We start from the raw sequence: 23,181 nt of genomic DNA, 5'->3' as shown, positions 1-23,181 counted from the left end.
TCTTATTCGGCTGATTCCACAGCAGCGATCATCCGCACGACATCAACCGTCTCGGCCACATCATGGACCCGCAGAATCCTTGCCCCCTTGGCAGTCGCCAAGGCTGCAAGAGCAAGCCCGCCATAGAGCCGTTCCGTTACAGGACGATTCAACGCCTGACCTATCATGCTCTTTCGCGAAACTCCGACCAGCAATGGCCGACCAAGGGCATGCAGAGCATCCATATGCTTGAACAGGCTCAAGTTGTGCTGCAAGGTTTTCGCGAAACCAAACCCCGGGTCCAGAATAATTTGCTCCGCTCCGATACCCACTGCCGCACATTGGGCCATACGCCCAGCCAGGAACTCACTCACTTCACTGGTCACATTTCGATACTGCGGATTGTCCTGCATATCGCCAGGCTCACCGAGCATGTGCATGAGACAGACAGGTAGGCCAGTGGCCGCCGCTGCGTCCAGCGCACCATCTCGCTGCAAAGAGCGAACGTCATTGATCAACCCCGCACCGAGGCGCGCAGTTTCGCGCATAACCGCAGGCGTGGATGTATCGACCGAGATAATGACATCCAGTTCACGATGGATACGCTCGACGATAGGCGCTACGCGCTCCAACTCTTCAAGCGGTGACACCGCTCGCGCGCCAGGACGAGTGGATTCCCCCCCCACGTCGATCAGCGTCGCACCCGCGCTCACCATAGCCTCGGCATGACGCAAGGCAGCATCAAGCTGACTGAAACGACCGCCATCAGAGAAGGAATCAGGAGTGACATTAAGAATGCCCATAACATGCGTACGGGCTAAATCAAGAACCCGGTTGCCGCAAGGCAACCGGGTCGAGGACGACAAAGAAGTCATTTCAAACCTTAGTGGTCAGCAGCCGGGCCACCGATCGGTGTTTCTGGACGCTCATTCTGCACCACCGGAGGGGCAGTCCCCGAACCGCCCTCCCAATCACGTGGCTCGCGAGGAGGACGACCAGCCATGATGTCGTCGATTTGCTCGGCATCAATGGTTTCATACTTCATCAAGGCATCAGCCATCGCATCAAGCTTGTCGCGGTTATCCGTCAGGATCTGCTTGGCGGTGCCATAGCACTGATCGATGATGCTACGAACCTCGGAGTCAATCAGCTTGGCTGTTTCAGCAGACAGGCTGGCATGCTGGCTACCCGCACTGCGCCCCAGAAAAACCTCGCCCTCTTCTTCGGCATACATCAAAGGACCCAGTTTTTCGGAAAGCCCCCACTTGGTCACCATATTCCGTGCAATCTGGCTGGCACGCATGATGTCATTGGAAGCCCCTGTAGTGACACCGTCAAAACCCAATGTCATTTCTTCGGCGATACGGCCACCGTAAAGCGAACAGATCTGGCTGATCAGCGCACGCTTGGACAGGCTGTAGCGATCTTCTTCCGGCAGGAACATGGTGACACCCAAGGCTCGACCACGTGGAATGATCGAAACCTTGTAGACCGGATCGTGCTCAGGAACTACGCGACCGACAATAGCGTGACCAGCCTCGTGATAAGCAGTGTTCTGCTTTTCCTTTTCAGACATGACCATGGACTTGCGCTCCGCCCCCATCATGATCTTGTCTTTGGCCAGTTCAAACTCTTTCATCTCGACGATGCGCTTGCCACTACGGGCAGCGAAGAGCGAGGCTTCGTTCACCAGGTTGGCCAGATCGGCACCAGAAAAGCCAGGGGTACCGCGTGCGATCACTGCCGGGGCAACATCATCGCCCATCGGCACTTTACGCATGTGAACCTTCAAAATCTGCTCACGACCACGGATGTCCGGGAGGCCGACCACGACCTGGCGGTCGAAACGACCAGGACGCAACAATGCCGGGTCCAGTACATCAGGGCGGTTAGTTGCTGCAATGACGATAATGCCGTCATTCATTTCAAAGCCATCCATCTCGACCAGCAACTGGTTGAGAGTCTGCTCGCGCTCGTCATGACCGCCGCCCATGCCGGCACCACGATGGCGACCAACGGCATCGATTTCATCGATGAAGATAATGCACGGAGCATGCTTCTTGGCCTGCTCGAACATATCGCGAACGCGACTGGCACCGACACCAACGAACATTTCGACAAAGTCGGAACCGGAGATGGTGAAGAACGGCACCTTGGCTTCGCCCGCAATGGCCTTGGCCAGCAAAGTCTTACCGGTACCAGGCGGGCCCACCATCAACACACCACGAGGAATACGACCGCCCAGGCGCTGGAACTTACCAGGATCGCGGAGGAACTCTACCAACTCGCCTACTTCTTCCTTGGCCTCGTCGCAACCCGCGACATCTGCCAGGGTGGTTTTCACCTGATCTTCGGACAGCAGGCGCGCCTTGCTCTTGCCAAAGCTCATTGGCCCGCCCTTGCCACCGGCACCACCCTGCATCTGCCGCATGAAGAACATGAAGACGGCGATGATCACCAGGATCGGGAAGCTGGCGACCAGCAGTTGGGTCCAAATGCTTTGCTGCTCAGGCTGCTTGCCTTCGACGACCACATGGTTATCCACCAGATCACCGATCAAGCCGTTGTCCTGAATCGCAGGACGGATGGTCTTGAAGCTGTCGCCATCGTTGCGCTTGCCGGTAATCACATAGCCATCAACGGCTACACGCTCGACCTTGCCATCCTTAACTTGCTGGATGAAGTCGGAATAGTTGAGGGTCTGCGGCTCGTTAGGGCTGGAGAAGTTGTTCATCACCGTCACCAGGACAGCCGCGATGATCAACCACAGGATCAGATTCTTTGCCATATCGTTCAATTAACTACCCTCTGAAGCAAGCTCCGCTGCTGGCGCGCGCTTCGCATGATATTCACCGACCTAACTTACTACATTACCTACAGCTCTGGCAGGCGCTGTCTGTAACCCTTTGTGAAACCCGGATGACACAATATTCGTTTAAACCCCCAGGACGAAATACGAAAAAACTATCAGCCCGGTCAAAAGCATCGTTATTCAATACGTCCGCGAAAGCCACGTCCCAACAGATATTGCTCGCGAGAACGGTCACGGGAAGAACTTGGCTTACGCATCACGACCTTGTCGAACATCTTGCGAACGTTCTTGTGGTATTCGTCGAAGCCCTCTCCCTGGAAAATCTTTATCAGGAAGTCGCCACCGGGACGCAGAACCCGCCCCGCCAAATCAAGTGCCAGTTCACACAGAAACATTGCACGCGGCATATCCACCGCAGGCGTACCACTCATATTGGGGGCCATATCGGAAATCACAAGGTCGACCTCGGAATTTCCGACCGCTTCGAGGATCCGGGCCAATACGGCGTCTTCGGTAAAGTCGCCCTGGATAAAGGTCACATCGGGAATGCTGTCCATTTCCAGGATATCGGAAGCGATCAAACGCCCCTGCCCGCCAATCAGACGACTGGTAACCTGCGACCAACCACCAGGCGCCGCCCCCAGGTCGATCACACTCATTCCAGGGCGGATCAGACGGTCCTTTTCCTGAATTTCCAGAAGTTTGTAGCTGGCACGTGAACGGTACCCATCTTTTTGCGCCATTTTGACGAATGGGTCGTTGAAGTGCTCTTTCAGCCAGTTATGGCTTGTTTTGGAACGGGCCACGGGCCACCTCAAAAATAAAACGGGTCGTGATTAACTGGGCGGTCCCGGACGCGCTCGGGTAAACTGGCCGCCGCTTTTTACAAGATCAGACGCAGGGGTCAGATTATGCCGCTCACTCAAGAGCAGAAGAAACAGTACAAATCCATTGGCCACCATCTGAAACCAGTATTGACTGTGGCTGACAACGGTTTGACCGAAGGTGTGTTGGCCGAACTTGAACGCGCCTTGAGCGACCACGAGCTGATCAAGATCAAGCTCAACATCCTCGAGCGCGAATCCCGCCTGGAAGCCATCGCCGAACTGTGCAAGGCCGGCAAAGCGGATCTGGTGCAGGTCATCGGCAAAATGGCGCTGATTTATCGCAAAAACGCCAAGGTAAACAAGCAACTGTCCAACGTCCATCGTTTCCACTGACGTCGGGAAGGGTCAAGGGTGCGCTTCGCGTGCCCTGCCACCCCATCCGGGTACTGGCTGCAAGACCAGCAACAAACCGGAAAAACCCAAGATAAGATAGCTGAACAATTGCCAGCGCTCGGCATCTGGCAGCCCTATGCGTACCACGAAATACATCGCGCACGCATACAGCGCCATCAATAGCAACTGCCCACGCATATCCCGCCATAGGCTGGCCAACCCTTCAGCACGCACTAATACCAGCATCTGAAGAACGACGCATACCGCCGAAAAACCAACCAGCAGCATACTCAGCACACTGCCAATTTCTTCGATCAACAGCGGTGCCAGACCGATCCGATCCAGCACCGGCAACAAGCCGACATGCAACAACCACACGCCACCCACCCATAACATCTGGGTCAGTTGCCAGAGCATGGCCCCTGCACGAAGCAGGCGCCCTCGCTCAGACGTGGCGGACTTCGACAATCTCGTACTCGATCACGCCGCTAGGCGTTTTAACGGTAACGACATCGCCTTCTTCCTTGGCAATCAAGGCTCGAGCAATAGGCGAACCTACGGAGATTTTCCCGAGCTTGATGTCGGCCTCATCCTCACCGACGATCTGGTAAGTGACGCTTTCATCGGTTTCGACGTTAGCGATTTCAACCGTGGTACCAAAGATCACCTTTCCAGTATGAGGAATGGTGGTGACGTCAATGATCACCGCATTCTGCATGCGACCTTCGATATCGCGAATCCGCGCCTCGACCATGCCTTGCTGTTCGCGCGCAGCGTGGTATTCCGCGTTTTCTTTCAAATCACCCAACTCGCGGGCCGTACCGATGTCCTGGCTGAGCTTCGGACGAACGACTTTGGTCAGGTGAGTCAATTCTTCTTCCAGGGCGCGAGCGCCCTGGACAGTCATTGGATATTTGATCATGCCTTCAATCCTGCATGTAGATCCTGCAAGCGACGCACAGTCTTTTCCGGACCGAACTTGAGCGCTTCGCAGATAGCTTCGCCAGCAGCAATGGTCGTGGTGCAGTAGATCTTGTGCTGCAGAGCGTTACGACGAATGGAGTAAGAGTCGGCGATCGACTGACGACCTTCGGTGGTGTTGATGATCAGGGTGACTTCGTCGTTCTTGATCATATCGACCACATGCGGACGACCTTCAGTCACCTTGTTCACCCGACGCACTTTCAGACCGGCCGCTTCGATCAGCTTGGCGGTACCGGCAGTGGCAACCACTTCGAAGCCTAAGTTGATCAGATCACGAGCCACGCCCGCAACCAATGGCTTGTCGTCGTCACGCACGCTGATGAATGCAGTACCGCCTGTCGGCAGTACTTCGCTGGCGCCCATCTGGGCCTTGGCAAAGGCTTCACCGAAGGTATCACCAACGCCCATCACCTCACCGGTCGACTTCATCTCTGGGCCGAGGATCGGATCGACACCTGGGAACTTGGCGAACGGGAACACCGCTTCCTTGACGCTGTAGAAGTTAGGAATGATTTCCTTGGTGAAACCCAGCTCTTGCAGGGTCTTACCCGCCATGACACGCGCGGCGATCATGGCCAGGGACACACCGATGCACTTGGAAACGAACGGCACGGTACGGGAGGCGCGCGGGTTCACCTCGATGACGTAGATCTGTTCGCCCTGCAGGGCCAGCTGTACGTTCATCAAGCCAACTACGCCCAACTCCAGAGCCATCTTCTTGACCTGCTCGCGCATCTCGTCCTGGATATGCGCAGGCAACGAGTACGGTGGCAGCGAGCAAGCGGAGTCGCCGGAGTGCACGCCAGCCTGTTCGATATGCTGCATGATCGCGCCGATGACCACATCCTTGCCGTCGCAGACCGCATCCACGTCCATCTCGATGGCGCAGTTGAGGAAGTGGTCCAGCAGAACCGGGCTATCGTTGGACACTTGCACCGCTTCACGCAGGTAGCGCTTGAGTTCTTCTTCTTCGTAGACGATTTCCATCGCCCGGCCGCCCAACACGTAGGACGGACGCACCACCAGCGGATAACCGATCTTGGCCGCAGCACGAATCGCTTCGTCTTCGCTGCGCACGGTGGCGTTTGGCGGTTGGCGCAGGTTCAGACGTTCGACCATCTGCTGGAAGCGCTCACGATCTTCGGCACGGTCGATGGCGTCAGGGCTGGTGCCGATAATCGGCACGCCGGCCGCTTCCAGAGCGCGAGCCAGTTTCAACGGAGTCTGACCACCGTACTGGACGATCACGCCTTTTGGCTTCTCAACGCGAACAATTTCCAGGACGTCTTCCAGGGTCACCGGCTCGAAGTACAGACGGTCGGAAGTGTCGTAGTCAGTGGAAACGGTTTCCGGGTTGCAGTTGACCATGATGGTTTCGTAACCATCGTCACGCAGCGCCAGTGCCGCGTGTACGCAGCAATAGTCGAACTCGATGCCCTGGCCGATACGGTTCGGACCACCGCCTAGGATGATGATCTTGTCGCGGGTCGAAGGCGCTGCCTCGCACTCTTCCTCGTAGGTCGAGTAGAGGTAGGCGGTATCGGTAGCGAACTCGGCGGCGCAGGTGTCGACGCGCTTGTAGACCGGGAACACATCCAGCTTCTGGCGATGGGTACGCAGGTTCTTCTCGGTCACACCCAGCAACTTGGCTAGACGCTGATCGGAGAAACCTTTGCGCTTGAGTCGGAACATCAGGTCGCGGTCGATAGCCGACAGGCCCAGGGTCTTGACCTTCTCTTCTTCCTTGATCAGATCTTCGATCTGTACCAGGAACCAAGGGTCGATCATGTTCATGCTGAAGATCTGCTCGACGGTCATACCGGCACGGAAAGCGTCGGCCACGTACCAGATACGCTCGGCGCCCGGCACGGTCAGCTCGCGCTTGAGCACGTTCATGCTTTCCGGATTGCTCAGGTCGAGCTTCGGATCCAGACCGCAGACCCCCACTTCCAGGCCGCGCAGGGCCTTCTGCAGGGATTCCTGGAAGGTCCGGCCGATCGCCATCACTTCACCCACCGACTTCATCTGAGTGGTCAGGCGCGCGTCGGCCTTGGAGAACTTCTCGAAGGCGAAGCGTGGCAGCTTGGTCACGACGTAGTCGATGGACGGCTCGAAAGACGCCGGGGTCTTGCCACCGGTGATGTCGTTAGACAGCTCGTCCAGGGTGTAACCCACAGCCAGCTTGGCCGCGACCTTGGCGATCGGGAAACCAGTAGCCTTCGAAGCCAGGGCCGAAGAACGGGATACCCGTGGGTTCATCTCGATCACCACCATGCGACCAGTGTCCGGGCAGATGCCGAACTGGACGTTGGAGCCACCGGTTTCCACGCCGATCTCACGCAGTACCGCCAAGGAGGCGTTACGCAGGATCTGGTATTCCTTGTCGGTCAGGGTCTGCGCTGGAGCCACGGTGATCGAGTCACCGGTATGCACGCCCATCGGGTCGAAGTTTTCGATCGAGCAAACGATGATGCAGTTGTCCTTCTTATCGCGGACCACCTCCATCTCGTACTCTTTCCAGCCGATCAACGACTCGTCGATCAGCAGCTCTTTGGTCGGCGACAGATCCAGACCGCGAGCGCAGATTTCCTCGAATTCTTCACGGTTGTAGGCGATGCCGCCGCCAGTACCGCCCATGGTAAAGGACGGACGGATGATGCAAGGGAAGCCCAGCTTCTCGAGGACCGCGTTGGCCTCGTCCATGCTGTGGGCGATACCGGAGCGCGGGCACTCCAGACCGATAGCCTTCATCGCGGTGTCGAAGCGCGAACGGTCTTCGGCCTTGTCGATGGTGTCGGCATTGGCGCCGATCATTTCCACGCCGAACTTCTCCAGAACGCCTTCGCGCTCCAGGTCCAGGGCGCAGTTCAACGCAGTCTGGCCACCCATGGTCGGCAACAGAGCGTCCGGACGCTCCTTCTCGATGATCTTGGCAACGGTCTGCCACTTGATCGGCTCGATGTAGGTCGCGTCGGCCATGGCCGGGTCGGTCATGATGGTCGCCGGGTTAGAGTTCACCAGGATGACCCGGTAACCCTCTTCGCGCAGGGCCTTGCAGGCCTGGGCGCCGGAGTAGTCGAATTCGCAGGCCTGGCCGATCACGATCGGGCCAGCGCCGAGAATCAGGATGCTTTTAATGTCTGTACGTTTTGGCATGGTTGTCACTCAAATCCGCAGGTCAGTCGGCAAGCCGTCTTGATCAAATCTCTGAAGCGCTGAAGGGGCCGCCGAGGCCGGGGCCACCTTCAGGGGCGAGCAGTCAGCGTCGCTTGGCCATCTCGTTGATGAAACGATCGAACAGCGGTGCCACATCGTTCGGGCCCGGACTCGCTTCAGGGTGGCCCTGGAAGCTGAATGCGCTCTTGTCGGTACGCTCGATACCTTGCAGGGTACCGTCGAACAGCGACTTGTGGATCGCCCGCACATTGCTCGGCAATGTGGCCTCGTCCACCGCAAAACCGTGGTTCTGGCTGGTGATCATCACCACACCGCTGTCCAGGTCCTGGACCGGGTGGTTAGCGCCGTGGTGGCCATGGCCCATCTTCACGGTCTTGGCACCGGAGGCCAGCGCCAGCAGTTGGTGGCCCAGGCAGATACCGAAGACCGGGATCTCGGTTTGCAGCACGTCCTTGATCGCCTGGATCGCATAGTCGCAAGGCTCGGGGTCGCCAGGGCCATTGGACAGGAACACGCCGTCAGGCTTGAGCGCCAGGACATCGCTGGCCGGGGTTTGCGCCGGCACCACGGTCACGCGGCAGCCGCGCTCGACCAGCATCCGCAGGATGTTCAACTTGACGCCGTAGTCGTAGGCAACCACGTGGTACGGCAGCTCGGAAGCCTCGAGGGTCGGATGGCTGTCAGTCTTCAGACTCCAGACACTCGAGCGCCACTCGTAGGTTTCCTTGGTGCTGACGACCTTCGCCAGGTCCATGCCTTTCAGGCCTGGGAAACCGCGGGCAGTTGCAACCGCCGCTTCGTCGGAAATATTGTCGCCAGCCATGATGCAGCCGTTCTGCGCGCCTTTCTCGCGCAGGATGCGCGTCAAGCGACGGGTGTCGATACCGGCGATTGCCACAACGTTGTTGGCTTTCAGGTAGTCGGACAGGGACAGCGTGTTACGCCAGTTGCTCGCGACCAGCGGCAGGTCGCGAATCACCAGACCGGCCGACCAGACGCGATCAGACTCAGCATCTTCCGGCGTGGTGCCGGTGTTGCCGATATGCGGGTAAGTCAGGGTAACGATCTGCTGGGCGTAGGAAGGATCGGTAAGAATTTCCTGATAGCCGGTCATTGCGGTGTTAAACACCACCTCACCAACGGTCTGACCGTCGGCTCCAATGGCTTCGCCGCGAAAAATGCTGCCATCAGCAAGGGCGAGTATGGCTGGCTTAGTCAAGAAGACCTCCCGTAAATAAAGCCTGAAAGGGCGATCGCAGGTTGTAAAAAAGCGGAGTGACGTATGGACACGTCACCCCGCTTCTTCACTGAATTATTCTGCGCGCTTTTAGTGGACACACTAAAGCTGTAGCTTACAGAAAAAGGCTTTTTCGGTCCACCGCTAAAGAGCCTTAAAGGCAGAGGAATGCGACAGGACATCGCTTAGCGGGGTAAAACAGGGCTCAAGCGCGAAGCCGAGCCCTGTTTTGGATGCATCTCAACGTAGATCCAGCACATCCTGCATGTCATAAAGACCCGCCGGACGACCGTCCAACCACAACGCAGCACGCACCGCCCCCTTGGCGAAGGTCATGCGGCTGGAAGCCTTATGGGTAATTTCCAGGCGCTCGCCCTCGGCAGCGAACAACACCGTGTGATCACCCACCACATCGCCACCGCGCACCGTAGCAAAACCGATGGTTTCCCGCTCACGGGCGCCGGTATGGCCTTCACGACCATACACCGCGACCTTCTCCAGGTCGCGCCCCAGCGCATCGGCGATCACCTCCCCCATACGCAAGGCCGTCCCCGAAGGCGCATCGATCTTGTGCCGGTGATGCGCCTCGATGATTTCGATATCCGCATCGTCACCCATGACCCGAGCCGCCATGTCGAGCAGCTTCAGCGACAGATTGACGCCCACGCTGAAGTTGGCAGCGAACACGATAGGAATATCCTTGCCCGCATCGGCCAGCAGCTGCTTCTCCTTGGCGCCGAGCCCCGTGGTACCGATCACCATGGCCTTGCCCGCCCTGCGGCAGAATGCCAGGTTCTTCAGCATCACCTCAGGCAGCGTGAAGTCGATCAATACATCGAACTCATCCGCCACCTTTTCCAGACTGTCGGACATTGGCACACCGATACGCCCCAGAGACGCCAGCTCGCCCGCATCCGCGCCAACCAGTGAACTGCCAGGCCGCACGATCGCTGCGGTCAGCCCCGAAAGCGGCGAGCGCTGCTGCACCGCCTCGACCAGGTTCTTGCCCATGCGCCCTGCGGCGCCCATCACAGCTATACGTCGCATGCCCCGCTCCTTACAGGTCGCCGAAGAAGCGTTTCACGCCTTCGAACCAGCCAGCGGTTTTCGGCGAATGGCTATTGTCATCCGCCAGGGAACCGCGCAGCTCTTCGAGCAGCTCGCGCTGACGGCGGCTCAGGTTGACCGGCGTCTCCACCGCAACGCGGCACATCAAATCGCCAGCGCCGCCACCCCGAACCGGAGCCACACCCTTGCCGCGCACACGGAACTGCTTGCCAGTCTGAGTCCCCTCAGGGATCTTCAGCTTGACCCGACCATCCAGCGTCGGGATTTCCAGCTCGCCGCCCAGCGCCGCATCCACGAAACTGATAGGCACCTCACAGAACAGATGCTTGCCGTCGCGCTGGAAGATCGCGTGCTCGCGCACATTGATCACCACATACAGGTCACCCGTAGGGCCACCCTGGGTACCCGCCTCCCCTTCGCCGGACAGGCGAATGCGGTCGCCAGTATCGACACCCGCAGGCACCTTCACCGACAGCGTCTTGTATTCTTCGACGCGACCTTCGCCGTGACAGGAATCGCACGGATCGGAAATGATCTTGCCCTGGCCATGGCAACGCGGGCAGGTTTGCTGCACCGAGAAGAAGCCCTGCTGCATGCGCACCTGGCCAATACCACCACAGGTCGGACAGGTCACGGGCGAAGAGCCTTTCTTCGCGCCCGAACCATCGCAAGGCTTGCAGTTGACCAGCGTCGGAACACGGATATTCACGGTGGTGCCACGCACCGCCTCTTCCAGATTCAGCTCCAGGGTGTAACGCAGGTCGCTGCCGCGCTGGGCACCGCCACGGGAACCGCCACGACCGCCACCAAAGAAATCACTGAAAACATCGCCAAAAATGTCAGAGAAATTCTGACCACCGAAACCGGCACCGCCACCACCCATACTCGGATCGACACCAGCATGACCGTACTGGTCATACGCCGCGCGCTTGCTCGAGTCAGACAATACTTCGTAGGCCTCGTTGGCCTCCTTGAACATATCTTCCGACGCTTTGTCGCCGGGATTACGGTCCGGGTGGTGCTTCATCGCCAGGCGACGGTAAGCCTTTTTCAGGTCCGCCTCGCTGGAACCTCGCTCCACACCCAATACTTCGTAATAGTCACGCTTTGCCATAAGTCTTCACACTCTTAAGGACGTTCGGCAACGCTCTCCTGAGCCCCGCCAAACTCGTTGAGCCCCAATACAGGCCCGGACCCAACTCACGTCAATTCAACGATCCTGGTCTTGGATAGACGACCAACAGACTGGCCGACAACTGCGGCAATCCCGAGCGGAAAGCAGGAGCATTTCCCCTCGTACCGCCAGCGCGCGAAAGCGTCGCGCGCTGTAAAAATTTCGCTTGCTCCAGACACGCCAACGCGGGAGCAAGCTCCCGCGCGGCGACATCCTACCAGTCACTGCACAAAGGCAGTCAACCGGCCGACCAACAAGCAGTCTTACTTGTGGTCTTTTACTTCTTCGAACTCGGCGTCGACGACGTCGTCGGCTTTCTCCGCCGATTCGCCCTGCGAAGCAGCGCCTTCTGCCGGCTGAGCCTGCTCGGCGTACATCTTCTGCGCAACTGGAGCCGACACTTTCGACAACTCTTCGACCTTGGCATCGATAGCAGCCTTGTCGTCGCCTTTGATAGCGGCTTCAAGAGCAACCACGGCGGCTTCGATCGCAGTCTTCTCTTCGGCGGTCACTTTGTCGCCCGCGTCAGCGATCATCTTGCGAGTCGAGTGAACCAGGGCATCGCCTTGGTTGCGCGCGCTGGCCAACTCTTCGAACTTGCGGTCTTCCTCGGCGTTGACTTCAGCATCACGAACCATCTGCTGAATTTCTTCCTCGGACAGACCGGAGTTGGCCTTGATCACGATCGACTGGGTCTTGCCGGTAGCCTTGTCTTTCGCACCTACGTGCAGGATGCCGTTGGCGTCGATGTCGAAGGTCACTTCGATTTGCGGCACGCCACGCGGAGCCGGCGGAATCTCGGCCAGGTCGAACTTGCCCAGGGACTTGTTCTGCGCGGCTTGCTTGCGCTCGCCCTGCAGTACGTGAATGGTCACTGCGCCCTGGTTGTCGTCGGCAGTCGAGAACACTTGCGATTTCTTGGTAGGAATCGTGGTGTTTTTCTCGATCAGCGCGGTCATCACCCCACCCATGGTTTCGATACCCAGGGTCAGCGGGCTGACGTCCAGCAGCAGTACATCTTTCACGTCACCGGCCAATACCGCGCCCTGGATCGCAGCACCCATGGCAACCGCTTCGTCCGGGTTGACGTCCTTGCGCGCTTCCTTGCCGAAGAAGTCGGTCACCAGCTTCTGCACCAGAGGCATACGGGTCTGACCGCCAACCAGGATCACGTCGTCGATCTTGCTGACGTCGATACCAGCGTCCTTCATGGCAATGCGGCAAGGCTCGATGGTGCGCTGAACCAGGTCTTCAACCAGCGACTCCAGCTTGGCGCGGGAGATCTTCACGTTCAGGTGCTTAGGACCGGTCGCATCTGCAGTGATGTACGGCAGGTTGACGTCGGTCTGCTGGCTCGAGGACAGCTCGATCTTGGCTTTTTCAGCGGCTTCTTTCAGGCGCTGCATGGCCAGCGGGTCACCCTTGAGGTTCATGCCGCTTTCTTTCTTGAACTCGTCCACGAGGTAGTCGATCAGACGGATGTCGAAGTCTTCACCACCGAGGAAAGTGTCGCCATTGGTTGCCAGTACTTCGAACTGGTGCTCGCCATCGACTTCAGCGATTTCGATCACGGATACGTCGAAGGTACCGCCACCCAGGTCGTAAACGATCACGGTGTGATCGCCCTTGGCCTTGTCCATGCCGTAAGCCAGAGCGGCCGCGGTTGGTTCGTTGATGATACGTTTTACGTCCAGGCCCGCGATGCGGCCGGCGTCTTTGGTCGCCTGGCGCTGGCTGTCGTTGAAGTAGGCCGGAACGGTGATCACCGCTTCAGTCACAGCCTCGCCGAGGTAGTCTTCGGCGGTCTTCTTCATTTTCTTGAGGATTTCAGCCGAGATCTGTGGCGGAGCCATTTTCTGGCCGTTCACTTCAACCCAGGCGTCGCTGTTGTCAGCCTTGACGATCTTGTAAGGGACCATCTGGATGTCTTTCTGTACGACTTCCTCGTCGAAACGACGACCGATCAGACGCTTCACCGCGTACAGGGTGTTATGCGGATTGGTCACTGCCTGACGCTTGGCCGACTGGCCAACCAGGATTTCGCCATCGTTGGCGTAAGCGATGATCGACGGCGTGGTACGCGCGCCTTCAGCATTTTCGATAACTTTTACGTTGCCGTTTTCAAGAATGGAGACGCAGGAGTTGGTAGTCCCCAGGTCGATACCGATAATTTTGCCCATGTTAACTCTCCCGAAACTTTAGATTTTGTTGCCGCAGCAGTGGTGGCTAACTGCGGTAGCACTCAAACGCTTGACCTATAAATGGGGGCCCTGTGCGCGATTTCAAGCCTTCTCGTCAATCGAAGGCGAAACCGGCGCTGGGGCCTTGCTGACCACAACCATGGCCGGGCGCAGCAGGCGGCCGTTGAGCTGATAGCCCTTCTGGAACACCTTGAGGACACTGTTCGGCTCGACGTCGGCACTTTCCTGCATCGCCATCGCCTGGTGCAGCTCAGCGTTGAACGGTTCGCCATGCGGATCGATCGCTTCCAGCTGATAACGCTTCAGGGTGTCCTGGAACATTTTCAGGGTCAGCTCGATCCCTTCGCGCATCGGACGGATGCTTTCGTCGTCCGGACTGGACAGCTCAAGGCCGCGCTCGAGACTGTCGATCACCGGCAACAGGTCACCAGCAAAACGCTCGAGGGCAAATTTATGGGCTTTTTCTACATCCTGCTCGGCGCGACGGCGGACGTTCTGCAGATCGGCCGCGACACGCAATGCCTGATCCTGAGCGCCAGCCAACTGCTCTTCGAGCACTTGCACACGAGCCGCCAGATCTTCGCCCGAAGCCTCGGGGGCCTGATTGGCGTCGAGATTTTGCGTGTCCAGCGTCTGTTCGTCAGCCATACCATTCTCTCCTTTCAATATCGTCCGTGAGCTCAACTCACGCTTCTGCCCAGATATATGGGGCCGCATTTTCCAGGTTCAAGGGCTGTGCCGCCGGCAAAAAACATTGCCCGGGCCAGAACGCCGCCCACCAACCATTCCGGCACGCGATAAAAAACCCTACGATTCAAGCGAATCGAGCTAAGAGCGGGCATTGTCAGCCCAAAACAAAACACTGTATAAATAACCAGACCTAAAGCCTGGGAGCGGCCTTTATGCTGGTGCACCTGTCCGTACACAACTACGCCATCGTTGAACATCTCGATCTGGAACTGGATCGCGGGATGAGCGTCATCACAGGCGAAACCGGCGCCGGCAAGTCGATCATGCTCGACGCCCTGGGCCTGACCCTCGGTGATCGCGCCGACAGCGGCGTGGTCCGCCCAGGCGCGGACAAAGCCGACATTCTCGCGACCTTCGACCTCGAGGACATTCCCGAAGCCCGCATCTGGCTCGCCGAGCGCGACCTGGACAACGACAGCCCCTGCATCCTGCGCCGGGTCATCACCGCCGAAGGGCGTTCGCGTGGCTACATCAACGGCTCACCCTGCCCGCTGGGCGACCTCAAGGCTCTCGGCGAGCTGCTGATCGATATTCACAGCCAGCACGAGCACCAGTCGCTACTGAAAACCGACACCCACCGCCGCCTGCTCGATGAATACGCCGGCGCAACCGACCTCGCTCGCCAGGTATCTCTGGCCGCCCAGCGCTGGCGCCAGACCCGCCAAGAGCTGGAGCGCCTCTCCAATTCAGGGGATGAGCAGCGGGCTCGCCACCAACTCCTCAGCTACCAGTTAGAGGAACTGGAGAATTTGGCCCTGGGCGAAAACGAACTCGAACAACTGGAGCTCGAACACAAGAACCTGACCAACGCCGAAAGCCTGCTGGGCATCTGCCGACAGGTTGTGGAGCACTGCAGCGAAAGCGATTCGGGGAATGTCCTCAGTGCACTGACGGTGAGCCTCAATCGCCTGTCGAGCATTGGCAATGCCTCCGGCGCACTGGCAGAAGCCACCAATCTACTGGCCAGCGCACAGATCCAGGTCGAGGAAGCCGTCGGTGAACTGAACCGTTTCGTCGACCATTTCGACGCGGACCCGGCGCGCCTGCAGCAACTGGAGGAGCGGCTGGACGCCATCTATTCCCTGGCGCGCAAACACCGGATCCAGCCCACCGAGGTGGTGGCCATGCAGCAGAAACTGCTGGACGAAATCGAAACACTGGACGCCAACGACGAATCCATCGAGCGCCTGGGAGACGAACTGAAATCCTATGCCCGGCACTATCACGAAAAGGCCAGGGAACTGAGCGAACTGCGCCAAGAGGCCGCAACCAGCCTGGCCAGCGCCGTAGAACAGGAAATCCAGCGCCTGGGCATGCCCGGGGGACGCTTTACCATCGAACTTCATACCAACAATGGCGACGAATTGCAGCCCAATGGTCTCGAGCAGGTCGAGTTGCTGGTCAGTGCCAACCCCGGCCAACCGCTCAAGGCCCTGGCCAAAGTGGCATCCGGCGGCGAGCTGTCGCGAATCAGCCTGGCCATCCAGGTAATTACCGCGCAAACCTCCCGCATCCCCACCCTGGTATTCGACGAAGTGGACGTCGGCATCGGCGGGCCGACTGCGGAAATCGTCGGCCAGCTGTTACGTCGCCTTGGCGAGCGCGGCCAGGTCTTGACCGTTACCCACTTGCCGCAAGTGGCGGCCCAGGGCCACCAACATCTGTTTGTGCACAAGGTGCGTGGCAACGATGCGACTCACACCGCCGTATCCAAACTGGGCAAGACCGAGCGGATCGAAGAGGTGGCGCGCATGCTGGGTGGCATCGACCTGACCAAGGAGTCGCTGGCCCATGCGAAAAAAATGGTGGTGACCGCCAAGGCCTGACAACCTGCTTCTTTAATAGAGCAGAAAGCACGAAGGCGACCCTGAGGTCGCCTTCGATCGTTTCGCGGACAGGATCCGCGTGACATGTTTACTTCTTCGTACGGACGTACAGCACCAAGTTGTGGTCCACCAACTCGAAGCCATGCTTCTCGACAATCGCCTTCTGCAGCTTCTCGATTTCTTCGTCGAAGAATTCGATCACTTCACCGGAATCCACGTTGACCATATGGTCGTGGTGACCGCCGTCAGCCAGTTCGAATACAGCATGACCACCATCAAAATTGTGGCGGACCACAAGGCCTGCTGCTTCAAACTGAGTCAGGACACGGTAAACCGTGGCCAGACCGACATCCTCGCCAGCTTCCATCAGCGCCTTGTAAACATCCTCGGCACTCATGTGTCGCTGCTCGGCGGAATCGAGCATTTGTAGAATTTTGACTCGTGGCAGAGTCACTTTAAGGCCGGCTTTACGTAGTTCGCTATTTTCAACCATGGTCAGCTTTCTCGCGGATGCTGCTTCGCAGCTTCTCTTAATGCGGGTATGATCGGGGTTTACGTTGTCCCAGCCAAGATAGTGGAAGTCGCCCACCGATGCAAAACACCAAGCTCTTGCTAACCAGTTTCACCTTCGTGGGACTGCTCGCACTCGCCGGTTGTTCATTCCCCGGGGTTTACAAAATCGACATCCAGCAGGGCAATGTCGTCACGCAGGACATGATAGACCAGTTACGCCCGGGAATGACCCGTCGGCAAGTACGGTTTATCATGGGCAACCCTCTGCTGACCGACACGTTCCACGCCGATCGCTGGGATTACCTGTACAGCCTGCAGCCAGGTGGCGGTGAACGCCAACAGGAACGCGTCAGCGTTATCTTCAACGGTAGCGACCAGCTGGTAAGCCTTTCCGGTGACTTCATGCCTGGCGTAAGCCGCGACGAAGCCATTCTGGGCAAGGAAAGCGGCACCACCGTAAACACCCCCGCCCAAAATGCCGAGCAGCCAAAACCGGAAAAACCGGCCAAACCAGGCTCTCTGCTCGACCAGATTCAGAAAGATGTCGACAACGTCGAGACTGTTCCGGTCCCTACACCAGAACCGCTGGACACCTCGCCGCAATAATTTGTGGCGAAATAAAGAAGCCCGGCAAGTCCGGGCTTTTTGTTGCCTGTCTATTTGCTCAGGAATCCGAAGTACGAGCCCGGGCCAAGGCCGCCTTTGCCGCACGTAAACGCCGGACCTCTTTGGGATCGGCCAGCAATGGACGATAGATCTCGATACGGTCCCCTGCCAGAACCTGTCGCCCCTCTGGATCAGCCACCGCCTTGCCAAAAATCCCCAGCGGACAGCTGTCCAGGTCCAGCTCTGGAAACTGCTCCCCTATCCCGGAGCTTTTCACCGCCCCACGAACTGTCGTCCCTGATGGCACCGCAATAGTAAGCAATAGCTGCCGCTCGACTGCGGCATAGACCACCTCGATCTCAATCATCGGCTCAGGCATGCAACTGCTTGGCCCGCTGACAAAACGCATCGACCAGCGTGTTAGCCGCCTGATTGAACAACGGGCCCAAGGTTGCACGAACCAAGGGGCCGGCATAGTCGAACGACAGATCCAGGCTGATCTTGCAGGCCTTTTCACCCAGCGGCTTGAAGATCCAGACACCATGCAACTGGTTGAACGGCCCTTCCTCCAGGTTCATCTCGATCGACTGGCCCGGGACCAGGGTATTGCGCGTGACGAAGTGCTGACTGAGCCCGCCCTTGGCAACGGCCAGGCTGGCGCGCATCTGCACCTCGCTGCTCTCCAGCACCTCGGCCGACGAACACCAGGGCAAGAACTCTGGGTAACGAGCCACGTCATTGACCAGGTCGTACAAGAACTGCGCCGGATAAGGCAGCAGGGCCGAGCGTTGAATATGTGTCGTCATGTCAGCGTCATTTCCACAACTGGGCGGCAAACACTATAAGGATGCCAATGGGCGCCACATAGCGCATCAAAAACAGGGTCAGGGCAAAAATCAGCGGACTGCGAATCGACAGCTCATCGCGAACCGCCTCGCGCCCCATCACCCAACCCGCAAACACCACAAAGCAGAGGCCGCCCAAGGGCAACATGATCCGCGAGGTGAAAAAATCGATCACCCCAAAGAAATCCAGACCACTTGCCGCTCCCCATTGGTAGAGATGGAAAGCCCCGCCTTCGTTCACGAAAAACTTGGCCTGTTGCCAGATATTAAAGGAGAACACCGTTCCCAAACCGACAAACCAACAGCTGAACGCCAGCCAGAAAGTCACCCAGCCACGACGGACCCGGGTTCGTTCGACCAGGTAAGCCACCATCGGCTCCAACAGCGAAATCGCCGAGCTCCAGGCGGCGATGGCCACCAGGATAAAAAACACCACGCCCATCAACTGGCCGAATGCCACATTACCAAAGGCAAACGGCAAACTGACGAACATCAACCCCGGGCCTTCACTCGGATTCAGCCCAGCGGCAAACACAATCGGAAAAAGCGCCAGCCCCGCCAGCAGCGAAACGAAGGTATCCAGCAGCGCCACGCCGACAATAGTGCCGGAGATGGAGGAATGCTTCGGCATGTAAGCGCCGTAAATCATGATGGAACCGACACCGACACTGAGGGAAAAGAACGCATGCCCCATGGCCGGCAACAGACCGTCGAGCAACTTGTCGGTACTGAAGTCGAACATGAAATGCACGCCTTCCATAAAGTGTCCGGTGCTCAAGCTGTAACCCAACAGAATCACCAGCATCACGAACAGCAGCGGCATCATGATCCGCAGGCTGCGCTCGAGCCCCGCCACTACACCCTTGGCGATGACCGCGGCCGACAACAGCATGAAAAGCGTATGCCACAACGTCAGGCGCCAAGGGTCGGCTACCACCCGGTCAAAATGGGCGCCGACCTGATCCGCCGTTACACCCTGGAAGTCGCCACGCCCCATATCGATGATGTAGTCGAGCGACCAACCACCGACCACGCTGTAAAAAGAAAGAATCAACAGCGCCGTGATCATCCCGGCGAACGCGCCCCAGGACCATTTGGCCGAATGCCCGGCCTCGAGGGCCAGCGCCTTCAAGGCATTCGCCGGACTTTGCCGCGCACGACGGCCGATCAGGGTTTCGGCAAGCATCACCGGCACGCCGATCAGCGCAATACAGGCAAGGAACACCAGGACAAAGGTGCCACCACCATAGACGCCGACCATGTAGGGGAACTTCCAGATACTGCCCAGGCCCACGGCCGCACCGGTCGCCGCGAGGATGAACACCCAGCGACTGGCCCAGCCGCCGTGGACAGAAACCTTGTCCGTCGACATCAAAAACGCGCCCAACCGATAAAAAAGAGCGCGCATTGTCCGGGATTCACTCAACCTGCTCAAGCACGCCGCGACACCGTAGCCGACACGCGTGCAACTGCCTATAATGCCGCCCCTATGGCTAAACAGAAGAAACACCCCACAGGGACCATCGCGCAAAATAAAAAGGCGCGTCACGATTACTTCATCGAACAACGGTTCGAAGCTGGCATGGTCCTGGCCGGCTGGGAAGTAAAGAGTCTGCGCGCAGGCAAGGCACAACTGGTCGACAGTTATGTGTTGCTCAAGGATGGCGAAGCCTGGTTGCTGGGCAGCCACTTCACGCCCCTGACCACCGCCAGCACGCACGTGATCGCCGACCCCGTGCGTTCGCGCAAGCTGCTGCTCAACAAGCGCGAGCTAGAGAAGATTTTCGCCGCCGTGCAGCAGAAGGGTTATGCCTGCGTATGCCTGTCGCTCTACTGGAGCAAGCACATGGTCAAGTGCGAGATCGCGCTCGGCAAAGGCAAGAAGGAATACGACAAGCGCCATACCGAACGCGAACGTGATTCCGATCGTGAGCTGCATCGCGCGGTACGCAACAAGGGCAAGGAAGAGTAACGCTCTTCTGCCTTGATGCCATGATCGCAGGCCGGCTCGCTCCCTGTAGGAACGAGCCGGCTCGCGATGAATCCCACACCCGCTAGATCCCCTTGCGCCGCTCCGCCCGAGCCACGCGCTGCACTTCCTGACGGACTTCTTCCAGCACTTCCTGCACATACAGAATGTGCCGGCTGGAAATTTCGCGCGCCTGCTCGGCACGCCCCTCGATAATGGCCTGGTACAGATCGCGGTGCTGACTGATCAGCATGTCGCGGGTTTCGGTGCGCTGTTTGTACATGCCGCCGATGTTGGTCACCACGTTGCGCTTGAGCAGATCGAACAAGCCGCGAATGGTGTGCAGCAACACGGCGTTGTGGCTGGCCTCGGCAATCGCCAGGTGAAATTGCGCATCCGCCGCGCCCTCCTCCGCCCGGCCCGCATCGCCCGCCCGGGCATAGCAATCCTGCAACCCCTCGAAAGCCGCGGTAAGGCGCTCGCGATCCACAGCGGTGGCCCGCAAGGCTGCGTAGTAAGCGCACGAAGCTTCCAGAGTGTGGCGAAACTCCAGCAAGTCGCGCTGGGCTTCAGGGTTGCTCTCCAACAGTTGCAACAGCGGATCGCTGAAGGTCGAACCCAGCGACTCCACCACATAGTTGCCGCCGCCTTGGCGACTGACCAGCAAGCCTTTGGCCGTGAGCTTCTGGATCGCCTCGCGCAACGAAGGTCGCGAGACACCGAATTGCTCCGCCAACGCACGCTCCGCCGGCAGGCGCTCGCCGGACTTCAGCGTGCCCTCGAGGATCATCCCCTCGAGCCGCTCGACAATATCGTCAGACAAACGGCGCTGACGAATCTGATCAAACCCCATAACTCACTCTCCACGATCCCGACCGCGCGCCGGGCTCTCTATTCTGGCCTATCGGGGCTACTCCGGCACCTATCAGAACGCATCTCGGCAAGCGGATCAGAAGCCATCTGCACCGCATCTTCGACAAAAGTTTTAGGGCGGCAAATTGACACACCGCTCACAAGGCTTTTACCCTAGCCAACAGCGACTGTAAATTGGTCTTACCAATTAACCAAATACGCTGTCCAGTGCCTGACCAACAACAATTAGGGGCCACCCATATGCAAACCTGGCAACAGCTCTACAGCCCGCTCGGCAGCCTCGGCCTGTCCGCCCTCGCCGCTGTCATCCCGATCGTTTTCTTCTTCCTGGCTCTGGCCGTGTTCCGCCTCAAAGGACATGTCGCCGGCAGTATCACCCTGGCGTTGTCGATCCTGGTGGCGATCCTTGCCTTCCAGATGCCCGCCGACATGGCGCTCGCCGCCGCCGGCTATGGGTTCGCCTATGGCCTGTGGCCCATCGCCTGGATCATTGTCGCCGCGGTATTCCTCTACAAACTGACGGTCAAGAGCGGCCAGTTCGAAGTCATCCGCAGCTCCGTGCTGTCGATCACCGACGACCAGCGCCTGCAGGTGCTGCTGATCGGTTTCTGCTTCGGCGCCTTCCTCGAAGGCGCCGCCGGTTTCGGCGCGCCGGTCGCCATCACCGCAGCCTTGCTGGTGGGCCTGGGGTTCAATCCGCTGTACGCCGCCGGCCTGTGCCTGATCGCCAACACCGCGCCGGTAGCCTTTGGCGCGCTGGGCATTCCGATCATCGTGGCCGGCCAGGTGACCGGTATCGACGCGTTCAAGATCGGCGCCATGACCGGCCGCCAACTGCCGCTGCTGTCGCTGTTCGTACCTTTCTGGCTGGTGTTCATGATGGACGGCCTGCGCGGCGTCAAGGAAACCTGGCCGGCAGCGTTGGTGGCCGGCCTGAGCTTCGCCGTAACCCAGTACTTCACCTCCAACTTCATCGGCCCAGAACTGCCAGACATCACCTCGGCCCTGGCCAGCCTGATTGCCCTGACCCTGTTTCTCAAAGTCTGGCAACCCAAGCGTTCGTTCGCCTCGGCCACCACCAGCGTCGGCGCCGCAGCCGTGCAAAGCGGCGGTTTCGGCCAGCCACGCACCACCCAGCCTTCGCCTTACAGCTTCGGCGAGATCTTCAAAGCCTGGTCGCCGTTCCTGATCCTCACCGTACTGGTCACTATCTGGACCCTCAAGCCGTTCAAGGCGATGTTCGCCGCCGGCGGCTCGATGTACAGCTGGGTCTTCAACTTTGCGATCCCGCACCTGGATCAGCTGGTGATCAAGAGCGCGCCCATCGTCGCCACCCCGACCGCGATTCCAGCGGTGTTCAAACTCGACCCGATTTCGGCCACCGGCACGGCGATTTTCTTCTCCGCGCTGATCTCGATGCTAGTGCTGAAGATCAATTTCAAAACTGGTCTGACCACTTTAAAAGAGACCTTCTACGAACTGCGCTGGCCGATCCTGTCCATCGGCATGGTGCTGGCCTTCGCCTTCGTCACCAACTACTCCGGCATGTCGTCGACCATGGCCCTGGTCCTGGCCGGCACCGGCGCGGCGTTCCCGTTCTTCTCGCCGTTCCTGGGTTGGCTGGGGGTGTTCCTGACCGGTTCGGACACTTCGTCCAACGCCCTGTTCAGCTCGCTGCAAGCCACCACCGCGCATCAGATCGGCGTCAATGACACTCTGCTGGTGGCCGCCAATACCAGCGGCGGCGTGACCGGCAAGATGATCTCGCCGCAATCGATCGCCGTGGCCTGCGCCGCCACCGGCCTGGTGGGCAAGGAATCGGACCTGTTCCGCTTTACTCTCAAGCACAGCCTATTCTTTGCCACCATCGTCGGCCTGATCACCCTGGCCCAGGCCTACTGGTTCACTGGCATGCTGGTGCGCTAAGAACCGCAACACCGAAAGAAC

Annotated in this window: 21 protein-coding genes; 5 read left to right on the top strand and 16 right to left on the bottom strand. The window is 58.8% G+C overall.

Annotated features, from left to right (window positions below):
* Positions 1-2 precede the first annotated feature (2 nt).
* From folP to rlmE, 3 genes are all read right to left on the bottom strand, one after another.
* Positions 3-854, bottom strand: coding sequence for a dihydropteroate synthase (gene folP, locus BTN82_RS03650; protein WP_075117815.1), 852 nt, complete (start codon positions 852-854; stop codon positions 3-5).
* Positions 855-862: 8 nt separating this feature from the next.
* Positions 863-2,767 (bottom strand): ATP-dependent zinc metalloprotease FtsH, encoded by a 1,905-nt coding sequence (gene ftsH, locus BTN82_RS03645; protein WP_075117814.1) that lies wholly within the window; start codon positions 2,765-2,767, stop codon positions 863-865.
* Positions 2,768-2,967: 200 nt separating this feature from the next.
* On the bottom strand, positions 2,968-3,597 hold the full coding sequence (gene rlmE / locus BTN82_RS03640) for a 23S rRNA (uridine(2552)-2'-O)-methyltransferase RlmE (protein WP_075117813.1): 630 nt from the start codon (positions 3,595-3,597) through the stop codon (positions 2,968-2,970).
* A gap of 105 nt (positions 3,598-3,702) precedes the next feature.
* On the opposite strand from rlmE, the gene BTN82_RS03635 reads away from it, so the two are divergent.
* Positions 3,703-4,011 carry a YhbY family RNA-binding protein gene (locus BTN82_RS03635; RefSeq protein ID WP_007920867.1) on the top strand — a complete coding sequence of 103 codons (309 nt, stop codon included), beginning with the start codon at positions 3,703-3,705 and terminating at the stop codon, positions 4,009-4,011.
* Between the two features lie 12 nt (positions 4,012-4,023).
* Here BTN82_RS03635 and BTN82_RS03630 read toward each other — a convergent pair whose 3' ends face one another.
* From BTN82_RS03630 to grpE, 8 genes are all read right to left on the bottom strand, one after another.
* Positions 4,024-4,428, bottom strand: coding sequence for an MFS transporter (locus tag BTN82_RS03630; RefSeq protein ID WP_075117812.1), 405 nt, complete (start codon positions 4,426-4,428; stop codon positions 4,024-4,026).
* 28 nt (positions 4,429-4,456) lie between these two features.
* Positions 4,457-4,933 (bottom strand): transcription elongation factor GreA, encoded by a 477-nt coding sequence (gene greA / locus BTN82_RS03625; protein ID WP_075117811.1) that lies wholly within the window; start codon positions 4,931-4,933, stop codon positions 4,457-4,459.
* On the bottom strand, positions 4,930-8,151 hold the full coding sequence (gene carB / locus BTN82_RS03620; RefSeq protein WP_075117810.1) for a carbamoyl-phosphate synthase large subunit: 3,222 nt from the start codon (positions 8,149-8,151) through the stop codon (positions 4,930-4,932). Before carB ends, greA begins: the two co-directional genes overlap by 4 nt.
* A 103-nt stretch (positions 8,152-8,254) precedes the next feature.
* Complete coding sequence (carA, locus tag BTN82_RS03615) at positions 8,255-9,391, bottom strand: glutamine-hydrolyzing carbamoyl-phosphate synthase small subunit (protein ID WP_075117809.1); 1,137 nt, start codon at positions 9,389-9,391, stop codon at positions 8,255-8,257.
* A gap of 258 nt (positions 9,392-9,649) precedes the next feature.
* Complete coding sequence (dapB, locus tag BTN82_RS03610; protein ID WP_075117808.1) at positions 9,650-10,456, bottom strand: 4-hydroxy-tetrahydrodipicolinate reductase; 807 nt, start codon at positions 10,454-10,456, stop codon at positions 9,650-9,652.
* 10 nt (positions 10,457-10,466) lie between these two features.
* The gene (dnaJ, locus tag BTN82_RS03605) at positions 10,467-11,591 is read right to left on the bottom strand and encodes a molecular chaperone DnaJ (RefSeq protein ID WP_075117807.1); all 1,125 of its coding nucleotides are present in this window, start codon (positions 11,589-11,591) and stop codon (positions 10,467-10,469) included.
* Positions 11,592-11,914: 323 nt separating this feature from the next.
* Positions 11,915-13,831: a molecular chaperone DnaK gene (gene dnaK, locus BTN82_RS03600; protein WP_075117806.1), complete on the bottom strand. Its 1,917-nt coding sequence runs from the start codon at positions 13,829-13,831 to the stop codon at positions 11,915-11,917.
* 102 nt (positions 13,832-13,933) lie between these two features.
* Entirely contained in the window at positions 13,934-14,500 is a 567-nt protein-coding gene (gene grpE, locus BTN82_RS03595; RefSeq protein WP_075117805.1) for a nucleotide exchange factor GrpE, read from the bottom strand.
* Positions 14,501-14,754: 254 nt separating this feature from the next.
* Between grpE and recN the strand changes: the two genes are divergently transcribed.
* Entirely contained in the window at positions 14,755-16,428 is a 1,674-nt protein-coding gene (gene recN, locus BTN82_RS03590) for a DNA repair protein RecN (protein WP_075117804.1), read from the top strand.
* A gap of 88 nt (positions 16,429-16,516) precedes the next feature.
* Here the strand turns inward: recN and fur are convergent, their stop codons facing one another.
* Complete coding sequence (gene fur / locus BTN82_RS03585) at positions 16,517-16,921, bottom strand: ferric iron uptake transcriptional regulator (RefSeq protein ID WP_007920840.1); 405 nt, start codon at positions 16,919-16,921, stop codon at positions 16,517-16,519.
* 98 nt (positions 16,922-17,019) lie between these two features.
* Between fur and bamE the strand changes: the two genes are divergently transcribed.
* Positions 17,020-17,547: an outer membrane protein assembly factor BamE gene (gene bamE, locus BTN82_RS03580; protein WP_075117803.1), complete on the top strand. Its 528-nt coding sequence runs from the start codon at positions 17,020-17,022 to the stop codon at positions 17,545-17,547.
* Positions 17,548-17,605: 58 nt separating this feature from the next.
* On the opposite strand, the gene BTN82_RS03575 is transcribed toward bamE, so the two are convergent.
* Genes BTN82_RS03575 through BTN82_RS03565 form a run of 3 tightly spaced genes read right to left on the bottom strand, consistent with a single transcriptional unit; the run spans position 17,606 to position 19,764 of the window.
* Positions 17,606-17,926 (bottom strand): RnfH family protein, encoded by a 321-nt coding sequence (locus tag BTN82_RS03575; protein ID WP_075117802.1) that lies wholly within the window; start codon positions 17,924-17,926, stop codon positions 17,606-17,608.
* Positions 17,919-18,353 carry a type II toxin-antitoxin system RatA family toxin gene (locus tag BTN82_RS03570; RefSeq protein ID WP_007920838.1) on the bottom strand — a complete coding sequence of 145 codons (435 nt, stop codon included), beginning with the start codon at positions 18,351-18,353 and terminating at the stop codon, positions 17,919-17,921. Before BTN82_RS03570 ends, BTN82_RS03575 begins: the two co-directional genes overlap by 8 nt.
* A gap of 7 nt (positions 18,354-18,360) precedes the next feature.
* Entirely contained in the window at positions 18,361-19,764 is a 1,404-nt protein-coding gene (locus BTN82_RS03565) for a sodium-dependent transporter (protein WP_075118121.1), read from the bottom strand.
* 117 nt (positions 19,765-19,881) lie between these two features.
* Between BTN82_RS03565 and smpB the strand changes: the two genes are divergently transcribed.
* Positions 19,882-20,364: an SsrA-binding protein SmpB gene (gene smpB, locus BTN82_RS03560; protein WP_075117801.1), complete on the top strand. Its 483-nt coding sequence runs from the start codon at positions 19,882-19,884 to the stop codon at positions 20,362-20,364.
* Positions 20,365-20,446: 82 nt separating this feature from the next.
* Here the strand turns inward: smpB and BTN82_RS03555 are convergent, their stop codons facing one another.
* A complete protein-coding gene (locus tag BTN82_RS03555) occupies positions 20,447-21,214 on the bottom strand; it encodes a GntR family transcriptional regulator (protein WP_075117800.1) in 768 nt (255 codons plus the stop codon).
* Positions 21,215-21,474: 260 nt separating this feature from the next.
* Here BTN82_RS03555 and BTN82_RS03550 point away from each other — a divergent pair, with 260 nt between their 5' ends.
* A complete protein-coding gene (locus BTN82_RS03550) occupies positions 21,475-23,160 on the top strand; it encodes a lactate permease LctP family transporter (protein WP_075117799.1) in 1,686 nt (561 codons plus the stop codon).
* Positions 23,161-23,181 lie beyond the last annotated feature (21 nt).

Source organism: Pseudomonas chlororaphis, from assembly GCF_001921865.1.
Lineage (GTDB): Bacteria > Pseudomonadota > Gammaproteobacteria > Pseudomonadales > Pseudomonadaceae > Aquipseudomonas > Aquipseudomonas chlororaphis_D.
The sequence above is the reverse complement of the archived record's forward strand: the minus strand, read 5'-3'. Positions and strand labels throughout refer to the sequence as shown.

Coding starts and splice junctions, on each gene's coding strand:
- BTN82_RS03565 (WP_075118121.1), bottom strand. CDS start 19,764: ATGTCGACGGACAAGGTTTCTGTCCACGGCGGCTGGGCCAGTCGCTGG.
- carB (WP_075117810.1), bottom strand. CDS start 8,151: ATGCCAAAACGTACAGACATTAAAAGCATCCTGATTCTCGGCGCTGGC.
- dnaK (WP_075117806.1), bottom strand. CDS start 13,831: ATGGGCAAAATTATCGGTATCGACCTGGGGACTACCAACTCCTGCGTC.
- ftsH (WP_075117814.1), bottom strand. CDS start 2,767: ATGGCAAAGAATCTGATCCTGTGGTTGATCATCGCGGCTGTCCTGGTG.
- recN (WP_075117804.1), top strand. CDS start 14,755: ATGCTGGTGCACCTGTCCGTACACAACTACGCCATCGTTGAACATCTC.
- BTN82_RS03630 (WP_075117812.1), bottom strand. CDS start 4,428: ATGCTCTGGCAACTGACCCAGATGTTATGGGTGGGTGGCGTGTGGTTG.
- greA (WP_075117811.1), bottom strand. CDS start 4,933: ATGATCAAATATCCAATGACTGTCCAGGGCGCTCGCGCCCTGGAAGAA.
- grpE (WP_075117805.1), bottom strand. CDS start 14,500: ATGGCTGACGAACAGACGCTGGACACGCAAAATCTCGACGCCAATCAG.
- BTN82_RS03575 (WP_075117802.1), bottom strand. CDS start 17,926: ATGCCTGAGCCGATGATTGAGATCGAGGTGGTCTATGCCGCAGTCGAG.
- folP (WP_075117815.1), bottom strand. CDS start 854: ATGACTTCTTTGTCGTCCTCGACCCGGTTGCCTTGCGGCAACCGGGTT.
- BTN82_RS03570 (WP_007920838.1), bottom strand. CDS start 18,353: ATGACGACACATATTCAACGCTCGGCCCTGCTGCCTTATCCGGCGCAG.
- fur (WP_007920840.1), bottom strand. CDS start 16,921: ATGGTTGAAAATAGCGAACTACGTAAAGCCGGCCTTAAAGTGACTCTG.
- bamE (WP_075117803.1), top strand. CDS start 17,020: ATGCAAAACACCAAGCTCTTGCTAACCAGTTTCACCTTCGTGGGACTG.
- dnaJ (WP_075117807.1), bottom strand. CDS start 11,591: ATGGCAAAGCGTGACTATTACGAAGTATTGGGTGTGGAGCGAGGTTCC.
- smpB (WP_075117801.1), top strand. CDS start 19,882: ATGGCTAAACAGAAGAAACACCCCACAGGGACCATCGCGCAAAATAAA.
- dapB (WP_075117808.1), bottom strand. CDS start 10,456: ATGCGACGTATAGCTGTGATGGGCGCCGCAGGGCGCATGGGCAAGAAC.
- BTN82_RS03635 (WP_007920867.1), top strand. CDS start 3,703: ATGCCGCTCACTCAAGAGCAGAAGAAACAGTACAAATCCATTGGCCAC.
- BTN82_RS03555 (WP_075117800.1), bottom strand. CDS start 21,214: ATGGGGTTTGATCAGATTCGTCAGCGCCGTTTGTCTGACGATATTGTC.
- BTN82_RS03550 (WP_075117799.1), top strand. CDS start 21,475: ATGCAAACCTGGCAACAGCTCTACAGCCCGCTCGGCAGCCTCGGCCTG.